This window comes from Pseudonocardia petroleophila (assembly GCF_014235185.1).
GTDB lineage: Bacteria > Actinomycetota > Actinomycetes > Mycobacteriales > Pseudonocardiaceae > Pseudonocardia > Pseudonocardia petroleophila.
In genome coordinates this window covers 7501-25219 of sequence record NZ_CP060131.1, presented here as the reverse complement: position 1 = coordinate 25219, position 17719 = coordinate 7501, and the positions used below count along the sequence as shown (strand labels likewise).

Below are 17719 nucleotides of genomic sequence, written 5' to 3'. Positions count from 1 at the left end.
GCCGCTCCGCGTCGGGTCACGGAGCGGTCAGCCCACGACGACGTCGTCGAGCGCGATCGGGGCGTCGACCAGCCCGTAGTCGACCATCAGGCCCATCACCAGCTCCAGCGACTCGCGGTCGGTCGTCCCACGCCACAGGTTGATCCGCACGTTCTCGGCCAGGGCGGGGTCGGTGTCGCTGATCCGCGGCAGGGCCGCGCGGAACGCGGCGGGATCGGCGGCGATGGAGTCGGCCGTGGCCTGCACCGCCTGCTGGAACGACGCGACCAGCTCGGGGGAGGACCCCACCAGTCGCTCGCTCATGAGGAACGTCCCGATCTGCAGTCCGGGGCGCAGGTCGGTGTAGGGCCGGCCGATGATCCGCAGCCCCCGGCCCTCGGCGACGGTGATGAACGGTTCGATGATCATCGCCGCAGCCACGTCGCCGCGCTCCACGGCGGCGGCCATCTCGGGGAACGGGATCTCGACGAACTCGACGGCATCGTAGCCCAGCCCGGCCTGCTCCAGCTCGTTGCCGAGCACGATGTCGTTGATGTTGCGCAGGCTGTTGACCGCGACCCGCTGCCCGGCGAGCTCGCCGATCCCGGCGACCGGGCTGTCCGCGGCGACCATCAGGGCCGAGAAGTCCTGTTCCGGGTCCTCGGACGTGCTGGTGCCCGCGGCCACCATCCGCAGCGGCAGGCCCTGGCTGATGGCGATCATGCCGGAGACGATGTTCGACCCCGCGACGTCGAGGTCCCCGCTGATCAGCTGCGGGATCACGGTGGCCCCGCCGCTGGACGAGGCGATGTCCAGGTCCAGTCCCGCGTCGGCGAAGAAGCCCTGCTCGTCGCCGTAGGTGAGGAAGTTCAGGGGCGCGCCCGCGGTCTCGGCGATGCGCAGCGGGGTCATCCCGTCCGCACCGGCCTGCGGGGCGGACCCGGAACCGGAGCAGGCGGCGGTGGTGAGCAGGGCCGCGGCGGCGACGACGGCGCCGAGGCGGGGCCAGGTCTTCATCGGGTGCCTTTCTGGTGGGAGGGGGTCAGCCGGTCGCGGGCTCGGGGGCCCGCAGGCTGGACAGCACGCGGGAGCGCAGCTGTCCGAAGCGCGGAAGCGCCTTGGTGGCGAGCTGGTCGCGCTCGACGGGCAGGTCGACCTCGACGACCTCGTGCACGTGCGCGGGCCGGCGCAGCACCAGCACCCGCTGCGAGAGGTAGACCGCCTCGTCGATGTCGTGGGTGACGAACAGGACCGTGATGTCGAAGCGGCGCCAGATGTCGAGCAGCAGGTCCTCGAGGTCGGCGCGCGTCTGGGCGTCGACGGAGGCGAACGGCTCGTCCATCAGCAGGATCCGCGGCTGGTAGGCCAGCGCCCGGGCGATCGCCACCCGCTGCTGCATGCCGCCGGAGAGCTGCCACGGGTAGCTGTCGCCGCGGTCGCCGAGACCGACGGCGTCGAGCGCCTCCGCGGTGGCGGCGGCGACCTCGGCCGCGGACAGGCCCTTGTAGGGCAGCGGGAACGAGACGTTGCCGGCGACGGTCATCCAGGGCAGCAGCGAGCGGCTGTAGTCCTGGAAGACGAACGCCATGTCCTTCGGCGGGCCGTCGACGCGGGCGCCGTCGAGGGTCACCTCGCCCGAGGTCGGGTCGACGAGCCCGGACAGGCAGCGCAGCATCGTCGTCTTCCCGCAGCCCGAGGAGCCGACGATGCAGACGAACTCGCGCTCGCCCACGGTGAACGACAGGTCGGCCATCGCCGGAGCGCCCGCCGGGTCGTAGGTCTTGGTCAGGTCACGGACGTCGAGCATCGGCGGTCTCCGTCGGGGTCGGGGCGGTGCGGCGCTGCGGCGGGGTCGGTGCGGGCCCGCGGCCGGTGGTGGCCAGGTGCCAGTGCAGGACCCGCTTCTCCACCGCCAGGAACAGGGCGTTGAACGCGAAGCCGAGCAGCCCCAGCAGGACCGTGCCTGCCCACATCTCCGGGATGTCGAAGCCGCGCTGGGAGAGCTGGACCAGGTAGCCGACGCCGTTGTCGGCGCCGATCAGCTCGCTGACGACCATGAGGATGATCGCGATGGCCAGTGCCGTGCGGGCGCCGGCGAAGATCCGGGGCAGCGCGGCCGGGAGGATCAGCCGGGTGAACCGGGCCCGGGCGGGCACCCGGTAGGACCGCGCCATGTCCAGCGCCGTCCGGTCGACGCCGCGCACGCCGTCGACGGTGTTGAGCAGCACCGGCCACAGCGCGCCCAGGGCGATCAGGAAGATCTTGGCGCTGTCCCCGGCGCCGAACACGAGCAGCGAGACCGGGATGAGCGCGGGCGGCGGCAGGGCCCGGAGGAACTGCAGCACCGGGTCCAGTGCGGTCGCCCACGTGCGGGAGAAGCCGAGCAGCGCGCCGAGCGCCACGCCGACCCCGATCGCCAGCGCGTAGCCGGAGAGCATCCGGGCCAGGCTCGGCAGCAGGTCGGTGGCGACGCGGGCGAACAGCCACTGCTCGGCGAAGGTGGAGCCGATCTCCGACAGCGGGGGGAAGAAGAAGTCGCCCGCGGTCCGGGCCCACAGGTCGTAGACGGCGAGCAGGGCGACCGGGACCACCATCGCCAGGCCCCAGCCGGTGAGGCGGTCGCGGATCACCGGGCCACCTCCCGGAAGGAGGTGTGCCAGTGCAGCGTGCGGCGCTCGACGGTCTGCAGGACCCCGTTGAGGGCCCAGCCCAGCAGCCCTGCGGCGAGGATCCACGCGTACATCCGGGCCTCCGCGCCGCCCGCCGACTGCGCGTCGGTGATGCCGACCCCGATCCCCGGGACCCCGACGACGATCTCGCTGGTCACGGCCAGGATGAGCCCGATCGCCGAGGCGATCCGCAACCCCGTCGCGAGGTAGGGCAGCGCGCTGGGCAGGGTGATCCGCCACAGCACGGCCCGGCGGCCCAGGCCGTAGGACCGGGCGGTGTCGCGCGCGGTCGGGTCGACGTCGTGCACGCCGTAGACGGTCTGCAGCAGCACCGGCCAGAACGTGCCGAAGGCGATGAGGAACACCTTCATGTCGAGGTTGGAACCGAAGATCAGCACGGCCGCGGGGATGAGGGCGACCGGCGGGATGGGCCGCAGGAACTCCAGCAGGAAGCGCGACATCCGGTGGGCGAGGTCGGCCGAGCCGATGAGCACACCGAGCGGCACCGCGACCACGGTGGCGGCGAGGATGCCGAGCACCCAGCCCTGCAGGGTCTGGCCCACCGGGGCGAACAGCTCGCCGGTGGTGACCAGCGCGGCGAACGCGGGGAGGATCTCGCTCGGCGGCGGGAACCAGGCCGCGGGCAGCAGGCCGCCGCGGACGGCGAGCTCCAGCACCGCGGTCGTGCCGAGCACGCCCGCGACGCCCAGCCCGACCGTGCGGAGCCGCGCGTTCACCGGGGTCACCGCGGGTGCCGGGGCGGGTGTCGTCACCTTCCCCGGCGCCCGGGCGGTGACGGTCGACCAGTTCACCGTGACGTCCCTCCTTGGGATCGGGGTCGTGCCCGGCCGGTGGGTGTGGCCGGGGACACGCGATGCCCCGGGACGCTAGCCCGACGACTCGCTCAGCGCGCCAAAGAGGGGTCGAAGTTCCTCCATGTCGAATCCTCGGTTCCGGATCGGGGTGACCGCTCACCCCTCTGGCGTGGTGCCCCTCGGACACGACCGGCCGACCGGGACCAGCACCGGTGATCCACGAAGGACGCCGGCCCGTCCCGACCCGGGGCCGCGTGCTGCTCGCATCGGCGGCCGTGCAGCTGATCGTCGTGCCGACCCGGGGCGAGACCGCTTCGTCGCTCGCCGGCGCGTCGCCTCCGGTGCGCAGGGGCTGCCGGGCGTCCGGATGTCGTCGCGGTGTCGGACGGCGACTCCGTCGGGGGCGCGCCGGCGCGGCAGGAGGCCTTCGTGCCGTCGCACACCGCGTCCGACGCGGGAGGCGGATCCCCGTGCCTCCGGGTCGGCCCGGTCATCCGGCCGACCAGCGGATCTGTGCCCCCGGCAGGACTCGAACCTGCGACCTAGAGATTCCGAGTCGGTGTCTCGGGACGGTGCCGCATGGTGCCGGACAATGCCGCTGAGCTGGGCGGACAGTTCCGGCGCCTACGGGTCATCTGGCGTCGTTCCAGGCCGTTCCAGGTAGGTAAACGTGGGATGCGATCTTGAGCCGACCCGCGCCGGGGTTCGGCCCACACCTCCCCGGCTCCCTCGTCCTGGCCGCCTTGCTCGTCGCGGTGGTGGTGTCCAGGGTGGCGCAGCCATCGCGTAGCGACGCCGTAGGCGCCCTGTACTCCGCCGGCGTGGCGTGGATGATTACGGCCGAGGGGGCAGCTACGTTCCGGCTGGTATCGGCGGCGGTTCATCTGGATGCTGCACGATCCTGTAGTTGGGTTCGACTCCCAGCGTCTCGACGAAGTGGTCTGCGAAAGCCAATGCGGAACTGACCGCCCATTGCGCGCAACCTGCACCGAGAGCTCGGTCTGGGAACCACGCATTTCCACTACCGGCCATTAATGCGCAGTCCGGAAACTTGCCGACCAGTCGTTTTGCTACGTCGTAGCTCGATTCGTCGCCGACATTCTTTGGCCTGTAGTGGATTTGCCAGTTTCGCAAATCGATCGCAGCTTTCATGGATTGGTAAGGTTCAGCGCCTTTGTCGTATGCAGGCTTGCCGCATAAAAGTAGGGCCATCTCGTACTTTGTGAGCACTGATACGTTGTTCCCGCTGCCGGCTATGGACCAATAGCCTCGGATAGTTGCGAGCACTTCAGGTCCCAGACTGTCGTATCGATCGGCGTGCGAGTCGTGAATATCGGTGAAGAACTCGTTGATGAGTGCTTCGACGAACGCGACTGCCTCAGTTACTGCTGACATGACATATGCGCGTTGGTGGATATGGAATGCTGACCGCTCTGCCTTGTGCTGCGTCTCGTACTTGGATGTGTAGGCAGCGCAATGCCTGGCCATCCACAGATGGGCTGTCGACAGGTATGACCGCATCGTGACCTTCACACTGTCGACGATAAGGAGCCCCTCGCCACGTATCTCCACCATCAGGGCAGCTTCGCACAAGTCGGCCCGGTCCCGCCGTGAGCGGAGCGGCAAGGCGGGATCCGGGCCGGCGGCGCGCGGAGCGCGCCCTTGATGATGAAAGAGGTCAACGCGGCAACGGAGCGGCTACGGCGATGGTCGAGCGGGACGGCTGCGGGCACGTGTGATGGCGACGCCAGTCAGGATGAGGACGCCGCCGATGGGTAGTGCCAGGCTCGCGGGCTCGCTGAGGACCAGGACGCCGAGGAGTAGCGCGACCGCGGGAACGAGGTAGGTCACGACGCTGGCGGCGGTGGCGCCCTCGGTGGCGATGAGCTGGAAGTTGATGATCAGGGCTACGCCGGTGCCGATGATGCCGAGTATCAGGACGGCGACGATCGCGAGTGGTCCGGGGCTGTGGAGCGCGCCGCTGAACGGCAGAGCCAGGGCGAGGAGCGCGGCTGCGATGAGGAGTTGTGCGGCGGTCAATGTCAGTGGTGAGAGTCCGCGGTTGGTCAGGAATCGGGCCTGATAGATGTAGGCGATTCCGTAGCTTGCGGCTGCTCCGATGCAGGCGAACAGGCCGGTAGCGGTCCCGCCGGCTACGCCGTTCCACGGCTCAAACACCACGAGCACACCGACGAATCCGAGTGCCACACCGGCGGCCCGCCGAGAGGTTAGTCGGCTGTCGCTGCGTGTCGCCACGGCAAGTAGCAGCGTCCACAGTGGAGTTGTCGCGTTGATGACCCCGGCTAGGCTCGATGGAACGGTCTGCTCGGCGACCGCAAAGAGCGTGTAGGGGATCGCGTTCCCGACGAGCGCGGAAACGGTCAGGTGCAGCCACATGGTTCGGCCGGCTGGCCGGGGCAGCCGTCGCCACAGAACGATCGGCACGAGCACCAGGGCGCCGAGCGCGAGCCGGGCGAATGTGATCTGAACCGGAGTGAAACCGTCGAGCGCGAGTGCGATCCAGAAGAATCCTGATCCCCAGAGCAGGGCGAGGGTGGCGATCAGGCCGGTGGTGCGCACCTACTCGACCGGGGCGTCGTATCGCAGTCCTGACAGATCGGCGCGCATGACGAACCGTGTCAGCTCGTAGGGCTCGCCTTCGGTGTCGATGCTGGTGTGTAGGACGTCGAGCACCGGGACGCCGGGGGAGAGCTGTAGGTGCTCGCGCTCGTCGGGGGTCGGCATCCGGGCGCTGATCTCGTCGTGGATGCGGGTCATCGTGTGCCCGCGTTCCTCCAAGATTCCGTGGATGCCGAACGGGTGGCCGACCTCGTCGCGCAGGAGCGCGGTCCCGTCGGCCAGCGCCCACGGCAGCCAGGTCGTGACCCGCTGGACGGGGTCGGCGTCGGCCCAGAACACGTTCTCGCGCCGTAGCGCCGACAGGGTGTCGGGAGAGAGCTTCAACCGTGCGGCGACGTCGGCCGGCGGGGTGACGCGCTCGACGGACAGAACCTCGAATCGGCCGGCCTTGCCCTGCTTCGCGCACTCCAGCAGGAACGGCGAGAGTCCGGTGTCGCGGTAGCGGGGGCTGTAGCGGTCGTTCCCGAGCCGGATCACCGAGATGGCCGGCCGCACGAACACCCCGCGGCCGTGCTCGGCGATCACTAGCCCGCTCTCGGCCAGTAGCCGGATCGCCTGGCGTGCCGTGTTGCGGGCGATGCCGTGGAGCTCGGCGAGCTCGCGTTCCGAGGAGAGCTTCGCGCCGGCCGGCAGCTCGCCGGACTCGATGGATCTGCGCAGCTCATCGGCCAGGCGCTCGCTGGCCGGACGACGGTCGCCGCCCTCGGGAGAAGTCATGTCACCCACCGTACTGGCTTGCGCCAGTCAGGTGAAATCGACAGACCGCCGTTCCTGTGTCATGAGCCACGTGCTCTACTGGCTCAAGCCAGTTAGCCAACTGGCGCAACTTAGTCTCAGGAGCCCTCCGTGTCTGCAAGCAACCAGCGCCTTCCCATCCCGCACGAGCAGATCTTCCCGCACGGCTGCTACCTCGTCACCGACGTCGAGCCGATGCGCGACTTCGACAAGTCCACCCGCGAGAACTTCGTCCAGGCCCTCGACAAGGTCACCGGCCTGCGCCTGTGGTCGGCGATGGCCCACGACGCCGACCCCGACGTCCGCAAGACGGAGAAGACCTTCGAGATCAAGTTCATGGCCGAGGTGCAGCCGGTGCCTCCTCCGACCGTGCCCGGCACGCCGTTCCGGCCGGTCGAGTTCGACGGCCTGACCGTGACGCCCTACATCGACGACAAGGCGTGCAAGCCGGCCCGGCCGGGGGAGCAGCACCGCTGCCGCGCCCGGATCGCCTACAGCCTGCGCGCGATCGGTATGCGCGCCCCGCGTCCGGCAGGGAAGGCGGGTCACAGCGATGCTGCGTGAGATCACCGTGCCCGCTGGCACGAACGTTCCCGAGCTGGTCGAGCGCGCGATGCTCCGGTGCTCGCAGGAGTACGGCGAGGCCCTGGCCCTGCCCAGCGGCAGCCTCATCGAGCAGGCCCACCGCGCCGAGTGCCTGGCCGCGGTGTGCGAGCGACGTGCCCGCTGGTGGGGCGTGCTCGTCCGCTGGATCTTCTCGCCCGCCTGCACCCTGCCGTGGGTGTTCGGCGCCGCCGTCCTCGACGCCCGACGCCGCGACGAGGACGACGCCCGGTTCTGGCGCACCACCGCCGCCGACTGGCACGCCGAGCACACCGCCCGCGTGATCGGCGACCCGTTCGACCGCGCTGCCGGGAGGGCGTCATGAACGACGAGCAGCGCTCCCCGGCCCTGCACCGGGCCGCGGAAGGCACTGACGGGTGGGAGCAGGTCGTGCGCCACCAGCGGCACGCGACGCCCGATCACGCCGACTTTTACGCCCTGGCCGGCGAGATCGTCACCACCCTGCACGCCTTCGACGACCTGACCGCGGTCCTCGCCGAGCAGGTCGCCATGTACGCCGAGGGCCGGCCCGTCTACGACGACACCCGCACCGTCGACCCGGCCGCCCGGCTCGCCGAGGCCGCTGCCCTGCTCCGCGACACCCGCACCGGGGTGCGCGCGGCAGCCCAGGCGGCCAACCGCTTCTGGTCCGCCATCGGCCACATCGGAACGGAGACCACGCCATGAACGGCCCCCGCCGCAACCGCCGCGCCCCGGTCGACCGCTGCGAGGTCTGCTGCGCCGTCCTTGGCCGCCGGCCGCAGCCCCACCGCCGCCGCTGCGCCGACCACCTCGCCCAACTCGCCCTCGTCCCGCTGCGGGACGTCGGCCGACGCACCCGGAGGGCCGCATGAACAGCCAGACCGCCCCGAACCGCTTCGCCCGCTCGGAGCCGTTCGAGGTCTTCACCCGCCCGCAGCGCTCGCGCCCGGCCCGGCTCGCCGGCCTCCTCATCCGCCGCCGCGTCGAGATCGCCGTCATCGTCGCCGGGCTGCTCGCCTGGTCGTGGCTCACCGAGCACCTGCCGACCTGGGGCGCCGGCCTCGTCCTCGGCGTCCCCACCTTGGCCGCGCTCGCGGTCCCGGTGAGTCGGCGCTACCTGCACCGCCGCGTCCTGGCCGTGCTCACCCGGCATCGGCTGCGGTCGGTGTTGGTGCAGCGCCGTGTCATGAACTGGACCGGGAACCTGCCGGTCCTGCTCTGGTCTCGTCCGACCCCGGTCGGCGAACGGGTGTGGGTGCTGCTGCGCGCCGGTATCGACGGTGTCGACATCGAACGCAACCTCGCGCACATCGCGTCGGGCTGCTTCGCCCGGGACGCCCGGATCAGCGTCACCCGCCGCATGACGGCCCTCGTCCTCGTCGACGTCATCCGCCGCGACCCGCTCAGCGGCCCGGCCGCCCGCCCTGCTGCCCCCGCTCCGCGCCCGGCCGCCCGGCCGGTCCTGCACAGCGTGCCCACCCGGAAGGGAGCTTGATCATGCGCGCCATCCGCCGCCGACCCCGCCCACGGAGCTGCCCGATCGACCTCGCGCCGACGTCGATCTGGGATCCGATCCGGCTCGGGATCGACGAGAACGCCTGCTCGGTCGACATCACGTTGATCTACCGCAACATCCTGCTGGCCGGGGAGCCCGGCGCCGGCAAGTCCGGCGGGCTGAACCGGATCACCGCGCACGCCGCCCTCGCGACCGACTGCCGGCTGTGGCTGATGGACGGCAAGCGCGTCGAACTCGGCCTCTGGCGCCGCGCCGCCGAACGGTTCGTCGGCCCCGACCTCGCCGAGGCCATCGACGCGCTCGGGGAGCTGCAGGCCGAGATGGACCGCCGCTACGACCAGCTCGACACCGACGGAGTCCGGCAGATCGAACGCCAGGACTGGACCGATGCGATCATGCTGGTGATCGACGAACTCGCCTACTACTCCGCCACGGCGGGGGACAAGAAGCAGCGCGACCAGTTCTCGCTCCTGCTGCGCGACATCGTCGCCCGCGGCCGCGCCGCCGGGATCATCGCCGTGGCCGCGACCCAGCGTCCCAGCCACGACATCATCCCGGTGTCGCTGCGTGACCTGTTCGGCTACCGGCTCGCGTTCCGCTGCACCACCGAGACCAGCTCGGACATCATCCTCGGCCACGGCTGGCACGCCCGCGGCTACGACGCCTCCACTATCGACCCGGAGGACCGCGGCGTCGGCTGGCTGCTCGCCGAGGGCGGCATCCCGCGCCGGATGCGCTGCACCTGGCTCACCGACGCCGACATCGCGGCCGTCGTCACGGCGGTGACGTCGTGAACGACTATCGCCTGATCATGACCGGCGTCGCCCTGGTCGCGGTGCTCGCGGCCGTCACCTCCGTGTGGCCGGCCCTGGACGGCGTACTCGTCGCGTTGATCCTCACCGCGGCCGGCGGTGCGGCGGCCGGCTACTGGCTGCGCGAGGCCGTCCGCGAGTGCCGGTTCCGCCGCGACATGCGCGCCCTCGACACGAACCCGTCCGCTCGACAGGAGGTACCGGCATGACCGCACCCGTGAAGATCGTCGCCCCGCTCGCCCGGGAGCTGGCCGAGGCCGCCGCCACCGAGGTCGGTGCCTGCATCCGCCCGCTTGCCGTCCGCCGGATCGACACCCAGACCGGCGCCCGCATGGCGGTCCCGATCCCGTGCGGCGCCACCCGGGCCACTAAGTGCCCGCCGTGCGCCGAACGTGCCCGCCGGCTGCGGATGTGGCAGGCGCAGGAGGGATGGCACCTCGACACCGACCCGGAGATCGTTACCGCCGAACCGACCGCCGAGCAGCTCGCCGTCATCGGCTACCGCGCCGACCTCGAGTCCGCCCGCGCCGCCGCGCTCGCCGAGAATGACACCGCCGCCGTGACCGACCTGGACCGCGCCATCGGCGACGCCGACGACATGGTCCGGGCGGCCGGCGCCCGCGGTTCCACCCGCCCACCGGGGGAGCGCAAGCCCCGCCGCGTCCGGTCCACCCGCCGCCGGCAGGACGCACCGAACCTGCCCCGGCTGCCCGTCGCAGCTCGGACCGTCGGCCGGACCTTCGACACCCCCGACGGCCGGCGCTACCGGCCCTCGACGTTCCTAACCCTCACCCTGCCGTCCTACGGCCGGATGTACTCCGACGGCTCGCCCGTCGACCCCGACCGCTACGACTACCGCCGCGCGGCCCGCGACGCGATCCACTTCGGCGACCTGGTCGACCGGTTCTGGCAGAACCTGCGCCGTGCCGTCGGGTGGAACGTGCAGTACTTCGCCGCTGTCGAACCACAGCGCCGGGGCGCCCCGCACCTGCACGCAGCCGTCCGCGGGACCATCCCGCGAAAGCTCCTGCGCCAGGTCGCCGCCGCCACGTACCACCAGGTCTGGTGGCCGCCCCACGACGAACCCACCTACTCTCCGGACCGGCCGCCGATCTGGGACGAGACCCGCGAGATCTCCTGCTACGTCGACCCGGACACCGGCCGGCCGCTGCGCGCCTGGGACGACGTCCTCGACGAGCTCGCGGCCGACAAGACCGCGCCGCCCGCGCACGTGGTCCAGTTCGGCAGCCAGGTCGACGTGCAAGGCGTCCTCGGCGACACCGAGCAGGCCGGCCAGTGCCTGCGCTACCTCGTGAAGTACCTGACCAAGTCGCTCGACGAGTGCCACGAACCCGACTCCACCTCGGCGATCGCGCACGTCGACCGGCTCGCCGATGCGCTGCGCTACGAACCGTGCTCGCCCACCTGCGCCAATTGGCTCCTGTACGGCGTCGCGCCCGAGCACGCGAAGGCCGGCCTCGTCCCTGGGCTATGCAAAGGCAAGGCGCACAAGCGCGACAACCTCGGCTACGGCGGCCGGCGCTGCCTGGTCTCGCGCAAGTGGTCCGGGCGCAACCTCACCGAGCACCGCACCGAGCGTCGGGAGCACGTGCTCCGCACCCTCGGCGTCGTCGGTGCGGCGGTCGAGCAGTCCACTCCCGACGGGGAGCGCGAGCGCTACACCTGGGAGCCGATCCGGCCCACCGACCCCGACCAGCCCGACCGGCTCGAACTGCTGCTACGGCTGATCTCCGAACGCAAGCGATGGCGCGAGCAGTACGAACGCGCCCGCGACCAAGTCGCCGAACTTCCGGCAACCGACGATCGACCGGCGGCGTAGGGGAGGAGGTGACAGCGATGCAGGTCAAGAACCGGCTCTGGACCGTGCAGGACGTGGCCGACTACCTCGGCGTCCCGGTCGGCACGCTCTACGACTGGCGCTGCAAGGGGTACGGCCCGAAGGGCAAGAGGGTCGGGCGGTACCTCCGCTACGAGGAGACCGTTGTCCGACAGTGGTTCGCCCAGCTCGACGGGGACGCCGCCTGATGGCTCGGCCCCCGCTCCCGATCGGGACCTACGGGGAGATCACCGTGACGCCCGCGCCCGGTCGCCGGCTCCGCTTCCGGGCGCGGGTCCGCTTCCGCGACGTCGACGGCATCACCCGCCACGTCGAGCGCGTCGGCCCGTCCAAGACGGCGGCGATCAACAACCTGCGGGAAGCGCTGCGCGATCGGCAGTGGACGCCGGCCGGCGGCGAGATCACCGCCGACTCGACGATCAGCGCCGTGGGGGCTGTGTGGCTGCGCGACCTCGACGAGTCCGACCGCGCCATCCGCACGAAGATCACCTATCGGGACGTCTGGACCCGGCATCTCGAACCGGCCGTCGGGTCACTACGGCTCCGGGACGCTCGGGTGTCCCGCGTCGACGCGGTGATCCGGCAACTGCGCGAGCGGTCCGGCCCCGGCACCGCCAAGCACGCCAAGGTCATCCTCTCGGGCGTCCTCGGGCTCGCCGTCCGTCACGACGCACTCGACGCCAACCCCGTCCGCGACCTGACGCCGGCCCGGTCCAAGCCATCGAGCAAGCCCCTCGTTCTTACGGAGTCGAGCTGGGACGGCCTCCGGGCGCACCTCGCCGACTCGCCGGCCGCCGGCAAGCACGATCTGCGCGACCTCACCGAGGTTCTGTCCGGGCTGGGCTGCCGCATCGGCGAGCTGCTGGCGCTCGACTGGCCGCGGGTCGACGACGTCGTCGGCACGGTCGCGATCGAAGGCACGGTGATCCGGGTTCCTGGTGAGGGGCTGTTCGTCCAGTCGCACACGAAGTCTGACGCCGGCATGCGCACCATCCGACCGCCGCGCTGGGTGTTCGCGCTCCTGCGCAAGCGGCACGCCGACTCACACGGCCCCTGGGTGTTCCCGTCGACGCGCGGCACCCTCCGCGATCCGGACAACACCCGGAAGGCGCTGCGCGAGGTCGTCGCCGGCACCGAGTGGCAGGGCCTGCACCCGCACGCGTTCCGGCACCTCGTCGCCACTCGGCTCGACGCCGCCGGCCTGACCGCGCGCGAGATCGCCGACTACCTCGGCCACGAGCGGGTGAGCATGACCCAGGACGTGTACATGTCGCGCAAGTCGATCGGGACCGGTGCCGCATCTGCCCTCCAGCAGTTCGAGCCGGGCCGTGGCTAAAGTCGGCCGTTGCTCAGTCGAGAGCGCACGAAGCGGGCTGGGCGCGTTCCGCGCTCGGGTCGAGGGCCAGGTAGACGTAGACCTGTCCGTCGCGTTCGGCGGCAAGCCGACACTCTGGCGCCCAGCCGCGAACGGTCCGGATCGCCGTTCCTTGCGGGAGGAAAGCGGTGTCGCCGTCCCGGGGTCGGCCTGGATCTCGCCCCGTGATCTCGTTGAAGGTGCTGAGGGAGCACCTCGACCGGAGGACCACGTCGCCCAGGTCTGTGCGAGCGACAGGCGCAGCCTCGTTGAACCCGGCGAGATACCGGCGGCCGGCGTGGTTGACGAAGTCGGTGTAGTCGATCGCGACGCCGGACCTGATCGGCCCGTCGGCTTCGGGAGCCAGCACCGGGCAACCGTCAGCCGGCGCATCAGGAGTGGCGGCGTCGGGCACCGCCACGGGTGCGACGGGTTCCGGTGCCTCGACGGTGCATCCGCTGAGGACGGCCAGGGACAGAACCACGAGCACGTTCAGCGCCGTCCGCTGACAGTTCCGCACAGACCCTCCAGCCGTCGTCGCGTCGCAATGCGCGGGGTAAACGCGGGTTAGATCGTCGCTGGTCAACCCGGTTACGCGACTGACCAGCGAGTATGTGCCCCCGGCAGGACTCGAACCTGCGACCTAGAGATTAGAAGGCTCTTGCTCTATCCATCTGAGCTACGGAGGCCGGGACGGACGAACCGCCCACGGGAAGCGTAGCGGGCCGTCCGGGCACCCCGCGCGGCGAGCAGGACCTCTCCCGGGTGTCGTCGTGGTGGGGGAAGTCCACCCCATGAGAAGGTGTGCCCATGCCCCTGACGCTGCGCTCGGCGGCCGGGTCCGACGTCGGTCGGCGCCGTCCGTTGAACCAGGACTCCGCCGTCACGAGTCCGCGCCTGCTCGCCGTCGCCGACGGCATGGGCGGGCACGCGCACGGTGAGGTGGCCAGCTCCGTCGCCGTGACGGCGCTGGCCGATCTCGACAAGGACCTGGCCGGCACCGACCTCGCCGGGCTCGACCTGCTCGGCGTGCTGGCCCGCGCCGTCACCGCCGCGGCCGACCGCCTCACCGGCCTCGCGCGCGAGAACACCGCGCTGCGGGGGTCGGGCACCACGGTCGTCGCCCTGCTCTTCGACGGCGGCCGGGTCGGGATCCTGCACGTCGGCGACTCGCGCGCCTACCTCGTCCGCGACGGGGAGCTGGTGCGCCTCACGCGCGACCACACGCTGGTGCAGGCCCTGGTCGACGAGGGTCGCATCTCGCTGGAGGAGGCGCGTGAGCACCCGCGCCGCTCGATGCTGATGCGCACGCTGCAGGACGGCAACACCGTCGAGCCGGACCTGTTCCACCACGAGGCGCAGCCGGGCGACCGCTACCTCGTCTGCTCCGACGGCGTCACCGCCGTGCTCGGCGACGACGAGATCCTCGAGGTACTGACGTCCGCGGGCGAGCCGGAGGCCGTGGTGGCGCGGCTGATCGAGCTGTCCAACGAGGGCGGCGGGCCCGACAACATCACCTGCGTGGTGGCCGACGTCGTCGACGGCGAGGAACCCGTGTCCGACGCCGGCCCGGAGCTGGTCGGCGCCGCCGCGGTCGCACCCCCCGACTGATCGAGCCGAACGGCCCGACTGTTGGCAGGATGGGCGACGTGGCGGCCGACGTGACCGCGGAGGACGTGGCCCGCCGCACCTCCGTCGGTCTGGTGGTGGTGCGGGACGGCGCGGTGCAGTGGACCAACCGCGCCGCGCACGACCTCGTCGCCCCGCACGGCGGAGCCTGGCAGGGCGCGTCGACGGTGCTTCACCTCCTGCACGGCGTCCGGCCGGGGACCCGCCGGGAGGCGCTGCGCTGGCCGTCCCCGGTGGGCGGTACGCGCTGGTGGGAGGTCTCCTGCCGCCTGCTCGAGCCGACCACGATGGGCCTGCTCTACGAGATCACCGACGAGACCCCGCGGCAGCTGCGCGAGGACCGCAACGACCGGTGGCGGCTCGACCGGCTGGAGGCCATCGCCGGGATGGGGTCGTGGGAGTGGGACCCGCTGGACGGCATCGCGGAGTACTCCGACTCGCTGCTGCGGCTGCTCGGCGTGCCGCCGGGCACGACGCGGGACCGGACCGGGTTCCGCGACCTGATCCACCCGGACGACCGGGCGATGGTCGACGCCGTGCTCGCCGAGGCCCTCCGCACGGGCGAGCCGTTCACCTACACCCATCGCATGCACTCCTACGACCGCAGCACGCTGCGGACGTTCGAGTGCCACGGCGAGGTGTTCACCGACGCGTCGGGCGCGCCGGTCCGGGTGCTGGGGGCCGTCCGTGACGTCACCGAGCAGCACCGCGCGCGGGCCGAGCTCGCGTTCCTCGCCGACCACGACCCCCTCACCGGCATCGCCAACCGCCGTCGCATCACCGGGCGGCTGGAGGAGTGCCTGGCCGACGAGCGGGGCGTGGCGCTGCTGCTCGTCGACGTCGACAACTTCAAGGACATCAACGACATCCGGGGTCACGCCGCGGGTGACCGGGTGATGCGCACGCTCGCCCGCACGCTGGGTGCGCAGATCGGACCGGACGCCCTGCTGGGTCGGCTCGGCGGCGACGAGTTCGCGGTGGTGGTCCCCGCGTGCGGCGCCACCGACGCGCTCGACCTCGGCGAGCGGCTGTGCGCGGCCGCCCGTCACACGCAGGTGCCGGGGGAGGGCGACGCGCTGCGCGTCAGCATCTCGGTCGGGGTCGCGGCGTTCCGGCGCGGTCACGACGTCGAGAGCGCGATGGCGCAGGCCGACCTCGCGCTGTACGAGGCGAAGGGCTCCGGCCGCGACCGGGCCCGGCTGTTCGCCCCCGACCAGTACGACCAGGCGCTGCGCCGGGTCTCGGTGCTCGAGCGCGTCCGCGCGGGGCTCGACCACGGCACGATGACGTTCGACGCCCAGCCCATCGTCGACCTGCGGACCGGCACCGTCGCCCGGCACGAGCTGCTGATCCGGCTGCGCGACGGGCTGGAACCCGTGCTCGGACCCGCCGAGTTCCTGCCGGCGGCCGAGCGCACCGACCTGGTGCTGCGGCTGGACCGCTGGGTGCTGGAGCGCGCGATCGCCGCACTCGCGACGCCGTGGGCGCTGGAGTCGCACCTGCGGCTGGAGGTCAACGTCTCGGCGCGCTCGCTGGACGATCCGGAGCTCGGGGCGTGGATCCTGTCGGTGCTCTCGCGCGCCGACGTCGACCCCCGGCGGCTGGGCCTGGAGATCACCGAGACCGCCGCCATCGCCAGCATCGACGCCGCCCGCGACCTCGCCTGCCGGCTCACCGGCGCGGGGTGCGGCTTCACCCTCGACGACTTCGGCGCCGGCTTCGGCTCCTTCTCCCACCTCAAGCACCTGCCGTTCACCGGGATCAAGATCGCCGGCGACTTCGTGCGCCAGCTCGACACCGAGCCCGTCGACCGGGCGCTCGTCGGGGCCGTCGTGGGGGTGGCGCACCAGCTGGGGATCGTCACGGTGGCCGAGCAGGTCGACCGGCCCCCGCTGGTCGGGCAGCTGCGCGGGCTCGGCGTCGCGCAGGGGCAGGGCTACCACCTGGGACGGCCCAAGCCGCTGCGCGAGGTGCTGGCCGCGCTCTAGAGCGGAGCGGTCGCCGGGTCGCGGCGCGGCTCCTAGCGGCGGGCCACGAGCCGGCGCAGCGGGACCGGCAGCCGGGCGCCGGGTCCGGCCCGATGGGTGAGCTCCGCGGCCAGCGCGGTGCGGACGTCCGGGGCGAGGTCGGGCCACAGCCCTGCCGCGGGGAGGTCGTCGACCGCGCGTCGGGCGGCGTCGACGTCGGGCAGGGGGAGGGCGAAGGGGACGCGGTCGTCGGCCAGCACCGCGAAGTCGGCCGCCGTGAGCAGCCACGCCGCGTCGTCGAGCGCGGCCCGGTGGCGCCACGGCCCCCGGTGCACGGGCCTCAGCGTCCCGCGCCAGCGCAGCTCCGCGACCGAGCGCGTCGACACCGACGGCGTCACGACGACCAGCGTCCCGCCCGGCCGCAGGAGGTGCCGCAGCCGGGCGAAGGCCGCGTCCACGTCGACGACGCGGTGCAGCACCAGCCGCAGCAGGACCCCGCCGGCACCACCGGGCCCGCTCGCGCCCGGCCCGTCGGCGGTCCCGGTCGGGCCGGCCCCGGGTGCGTCGAGGACGAGCCGTCCGTCGTCGACGCGGGGGAGCAGCACCGGCGCGAGCCCGCGGAGCGGCGCGGCGGCCCAGGCGGCCGCGTCACCACCGCGGAGTGTGATGAGGGGATCGCCGGTCACCGCCGCAGTGTGCCGGGCCGGCCGCCGGACCTGCGGCTAGCCTGGTCGATATGGCGAAGACCCCCGTCGAGACCGCCGCTCCACCCCGCACGTCCGGACCGGCCGGGCTGGTGGCACTGGGTACGGCGATCGCGGTCCTCGTGGCCGCGGGCCTCACGGTCCTGTCCGGGGCCCGCCCGCTCACCGCGCTCGGGCTGCCCGATCCCGGGGTGCTCACGACCGCCGGGTTGCCGGCCGTGCGGGCCGTCGCCGAGGTGGGGATGGTGCTGACGATCGGCGCGCTGCTCCTCGCCGCGTTCCTGGTGCCCCCGCAGCGGTCGGGCTACCTCGACGTCGCCGGGTACCGCGCGCTGCGGACGGCGACCTGGACGGGCGTCGTGTGGTTGGTGGCCGCGGTGCTGCTCGTGCCGCTCAACGTCGCCGACGCACTCGGCCGCCCGGTCTCCGACGTCCTCGACGTCGGTCTGCTCGTCG

The 17719-nt window shown here is 72.2% G+C and carries 22 protein-coding genes and 1 tRNA gene (1 of these 23 cut by a window edge); 13 read left to right on the top strand and 10 right to left on the bottom strand.

Features of this window, described 5'->3' with window-relative positions; genetic code table 11:
- Positions 1 to 27: 27 nt before the first annotated feature.
- The 7 genes from H6H00_RS00130 to H6H00_RS00100 all read right to left on the bottom strand — a co-directional run bounded on the left by H6H00_RS00130 (position 28) and on the right by H6H00_RS00100 (position 6820).
- Positions 28 to 996 carry an ABC transporter substrate-binding protein gene (locus H6H00_RS00130; RefSeq protein WP_185719372.1) on the bottom strand — a complete coding sequence of 323 codons (969 nt, stop codon included), beginning with the start codon at positions 994 to 996 and terminating at the stop codon, positions 28 to 30.
- Positions 997 to 1021: 25 nt separating this feature from the next.
- Entirely contained in the window at positions 1022 to 1786 is a 765-nt protein-coding gene (locus H6H00_RS00125; RefSeq protein WP_185719371.1) for an ABC transporter ATP-binding protein, read from the bottom strand.
- Positions 1770 to 2609 carry an ABC transporter permease gene (locus H6H00_RS00120; RefSeq protein ID WP_255425489.1) on the bottom strand — a complete coding sequence of 280 codons (840 nt, stop codon included), beginning with the start codon at positions 2607 to 2609 and terminating at the stop codon, positions 1770 to 1772. Before H6H00_RS00120 ends, H6H00_RS00125 begins: the two co-directional genes overlap by 17 nt.
- Entirely contained in the window at positions 2606 to 3460 is an 855-nt protein-coding gene (locus H6H00_RS00115; protein ID WP_185719370.1) for an ABC transporter permease, read from the bottom strand. The genes H6H00_RS00120 and H6H00_RS00115 overlap by 4 nt, the downstream gene beginning before the upstream one ends.
- An 855-nt stretch (positions 3461 to 4315) precedes the next feature.
- Complete coding sequence (locus tag H6H00_RS00110) at positions 4316 to 4996, bottom strand: hypothetical protein (protein WP_185719369.1); 681 nt, start codon at positions 4994 to 4996, stop codon at positions 4316 to 4318.
- A gap of 165 nt (positions 4997 to 5161) precedes the next feature.
- On the bottom strand, positions 5162 to 6043 hold the full coding sequence (locus H6H00_RS00105; protein WP_185719368.1) for a DMT family transporter: 882 nt from the start codon (positions 6041 to 6043) through the stop codon (positions 5162 to 5164).
- Positions 6044 to 6820: a GntR family transcriptional regulator gene (locus H6H00_RS00100; RefSeq protein WP_185719367.1), complete on the bottom strand. Its 777-nt coding sequence runs from the start codon at positions 6818 to 6820 to the stop codon at positions 6044 to 6046.
- Between the two features lie 129 nt (positions 6821 to 6949).
- Here H6H00_RS00100 and H6H00_RS00095 point away from each other — a divergent pair, with 129 nt between their 5' ends.
- From H6H00_RS00095 to H6H00_RS00050, 10 genes are read left to right on the top strand one after another with little or no spacing between them, the layout of a single operon-like run.
- Positions 6950 to 7402 carry a plasmid replication, integration and excision activator gene (locus tag H6H00_RS00095; RefSeq protein WP_185719366.1) on the top strand — a complete coding sequence of 151 codons (453 nt, stop codon included), beginning with the start codon at positions 6950 to 6952 and terminating at the stop codon, positions 7400 to 7402.
- Positions 7392 to 7766, top strand: a complete 375-nt coding sequence (locus H6H00_RS00090; protein ID WP_185719365.1) for a hypothetical protein — start codon at positions 7392 to 7394, stop codon at positions 7764 to 7766. Before H6H00_RS00095 ends, H6H00_RS00090 begins: the two co-directional genes overlap by 11 nt.
- On the top strand, positions 7763 to 8128 hold the full coding sequence (locus H6H00_RS00085) for a hypothetical protein (RefSeq protein ID WP_185719364.1): 366 nt from the start codon (positions 7763 to 7765) through the stop codon (positions 8126 to 8128). The genes H6H00_RS00090 and H6H00_RS00085 overlap by 4 nt, the downstream gene beginning before the upstream one ends.
- Positions 8125 to 8295: a hypothetical protein gene (locus tag H6H00_RS00080; RefSeq protein ID WP_185719363.1), complete on the top strand. Its 171-nt coding sequence runs from the start codon at positions 8125 to 8127 to the stop codon at positions 8293 to 8295. Before H6H00_RS00085 ends, H6H00_RS00080 begins: the two co-directional genes overlap by 4 nt.
- Entirely contained in the window at positions 8292 to 8918 is a 627-nt protein-coding gene (locus tag H6H00_RS00075) for a hypothetical protein (RefSeq protein ID WP_185719362.1), read from the top strand. The genes H6H00_RS00080 and H6H00_RS00075 overlap by 4 nt, the downstream gene beginning before the upstream one ends.
- Positions 8919 to 8920: 2 nt before the next feature.
- Positions 8921 to 9733, top strand: coding sequence for an FtsK/SpoIIIE domain-containing protein (locus H6H00_RS00070; RefSeq protein ID WP_185719361.1), 813 nt, complete (start codon positions 8921 to 8923; stop codon positions 9731 to 9733).
- Entirely contained in the window at positions 9730 to 9960 is a 231-nt protein-coding gene (locus H6H00_RS00065; RefSeq protein ID WP_185719360.1) for a hypothetical protein, read from the top strand. The genes H6H00_RS00070 and H6H00_RS00065 overlap by 4 nt, the downstream gene beginning before the upstream one ends.
- Positions 9957 to 11591 carry a replication initiator gene (locus H6H00_RS00060; protein ID WP_221775731.1) on the top strand — a complete coding sequence of 545 codons (1635 nt, stop codon included), beginning with the start codon at positions 9957 to 9959 and terminating at the stop codon, positions 11589 to 11591. The genes H6H00_RS00065 and H6H00_RS00060 overlap by 4 nt, the downstream gene beginning before the upstream one ends.
- Before the next feature lie 17 nt (positions 11592 to 11608).
- Positions 11609 to 11797 (top strand): helix-turn-helix transcriptional regulator, encoded by a 189-nt coding sequence (locus tag H6H00_RS00055; protein ID WP_185719359.1) that lies wholly within the window; start codon positions 11609 to 11611, stop codon positions 11795 to 11797.
- Positions 11797 to 12945 carry a tyrosine-type recombinase/integrase gene (locus H6H00_RS00050; protein ID WP_185719358.1) on the top strand — a complete coding sequence of 383 codons (1149 nt, stop codon included), beginning with the start codon at positions 11797 to 11799 and terminating at the stop codon, positions 12943 to 12945. The genes H6H00_RS00055 and H6H00_RS00050 overlap by 1 nt, the downstream gene beginning before the upstream one ends.
- A gap of 13 nt (positions 12946 to 12958) precedes the next feature.
- Here H6H00_RS00050 and H6H00_RS00045 read toward each other — a convergent pair whose 3' ends face one another.
- Complete coding sequence (locus H6H00_RS00045; protein ID WP_185719356.1) at positions 12959 to 13549, bottom strand: hypothetical protein; 591 nt, start codon at positions 13547 to 13549, stop codon at positions 12959 to 12961.
- 29 nt (positions 13550 to 13578) lie between these two features.
- A tRNA-Arg gene (locus tag H6H00_RS00040) sits at positions 13579 to 13652 on the bottom strand.
- 121 nt (positions 13653 to 13773) lie between these two features.
- On the opposite strand from H6H00_RS00040, the gene H6H00_RS00035 reads away from it, so the two are divergent.
- Together H6H00_RS00035 and H6H00_RS00030 are read left to right on the top strand one after the other, a co-directional pair.
- Positions 13774 to 14574, top strand: a complete 801-nt coding sequence (locus H6H00_RS00035; protein WP_185719354.1) for a PP2C family protein-serine/threonine phosphatase — start codon at positions 13774 to 13776, stop codon at positions 14572 to 14574.
- Positions 14575 to 14612: 38 nt separating this feature from the next.
- Positions 14613 to 16580 (top strand): putative bifunctional diguanylate cyclase/phosphodiesterase, encoded by a 1968-nt coding sequence (locus H6H00_RS00030; protein ID WP_185719352.1) that lies wholly within the window; start codon positions 14613 to 14615, stop codon positions 16578 to 16580.
- Between the two features lie 32 nt (positions 16581 to 16612).
- Here H6H00_RS00030 and H6H00_RS00025 read toward each other — a convergent pair whose 3' ends face one another.
- Complete coding sequence (locus tag H6H00_RS00025) at positions 16613 to 17245, bottom strand: class I SAM-dependent methyltransferase (protein WP_185719350.1); 633 nt, start codon at positions 17243 to 17245, stop codon at positions 16613 to 16615.
- Positions 17246 to 17295: 50 nt separating this feature from the next.
- On the opposite strand from H6H00_RS00025, the gene H6H00_RS00020 reads away from it, so the two are divergent.
- A protein-coding gene (locus H6H00_RS00020) for a bifunctional copper resistance protein CopD/cytochrome c oxidase assembly protein (protein ID WP_185719348.1) crosses the window boundary here: on the top strand, positions 17296 to 17719 show its 5' end (the start). Its footprint extends 1760 nt past the window's final position; 424 of the gene's 2184 nt are visible here — the first part of the coding sequence; its start codon is at positions 17296 to 17298; its stop codon lies beyond the right edge, outside the window.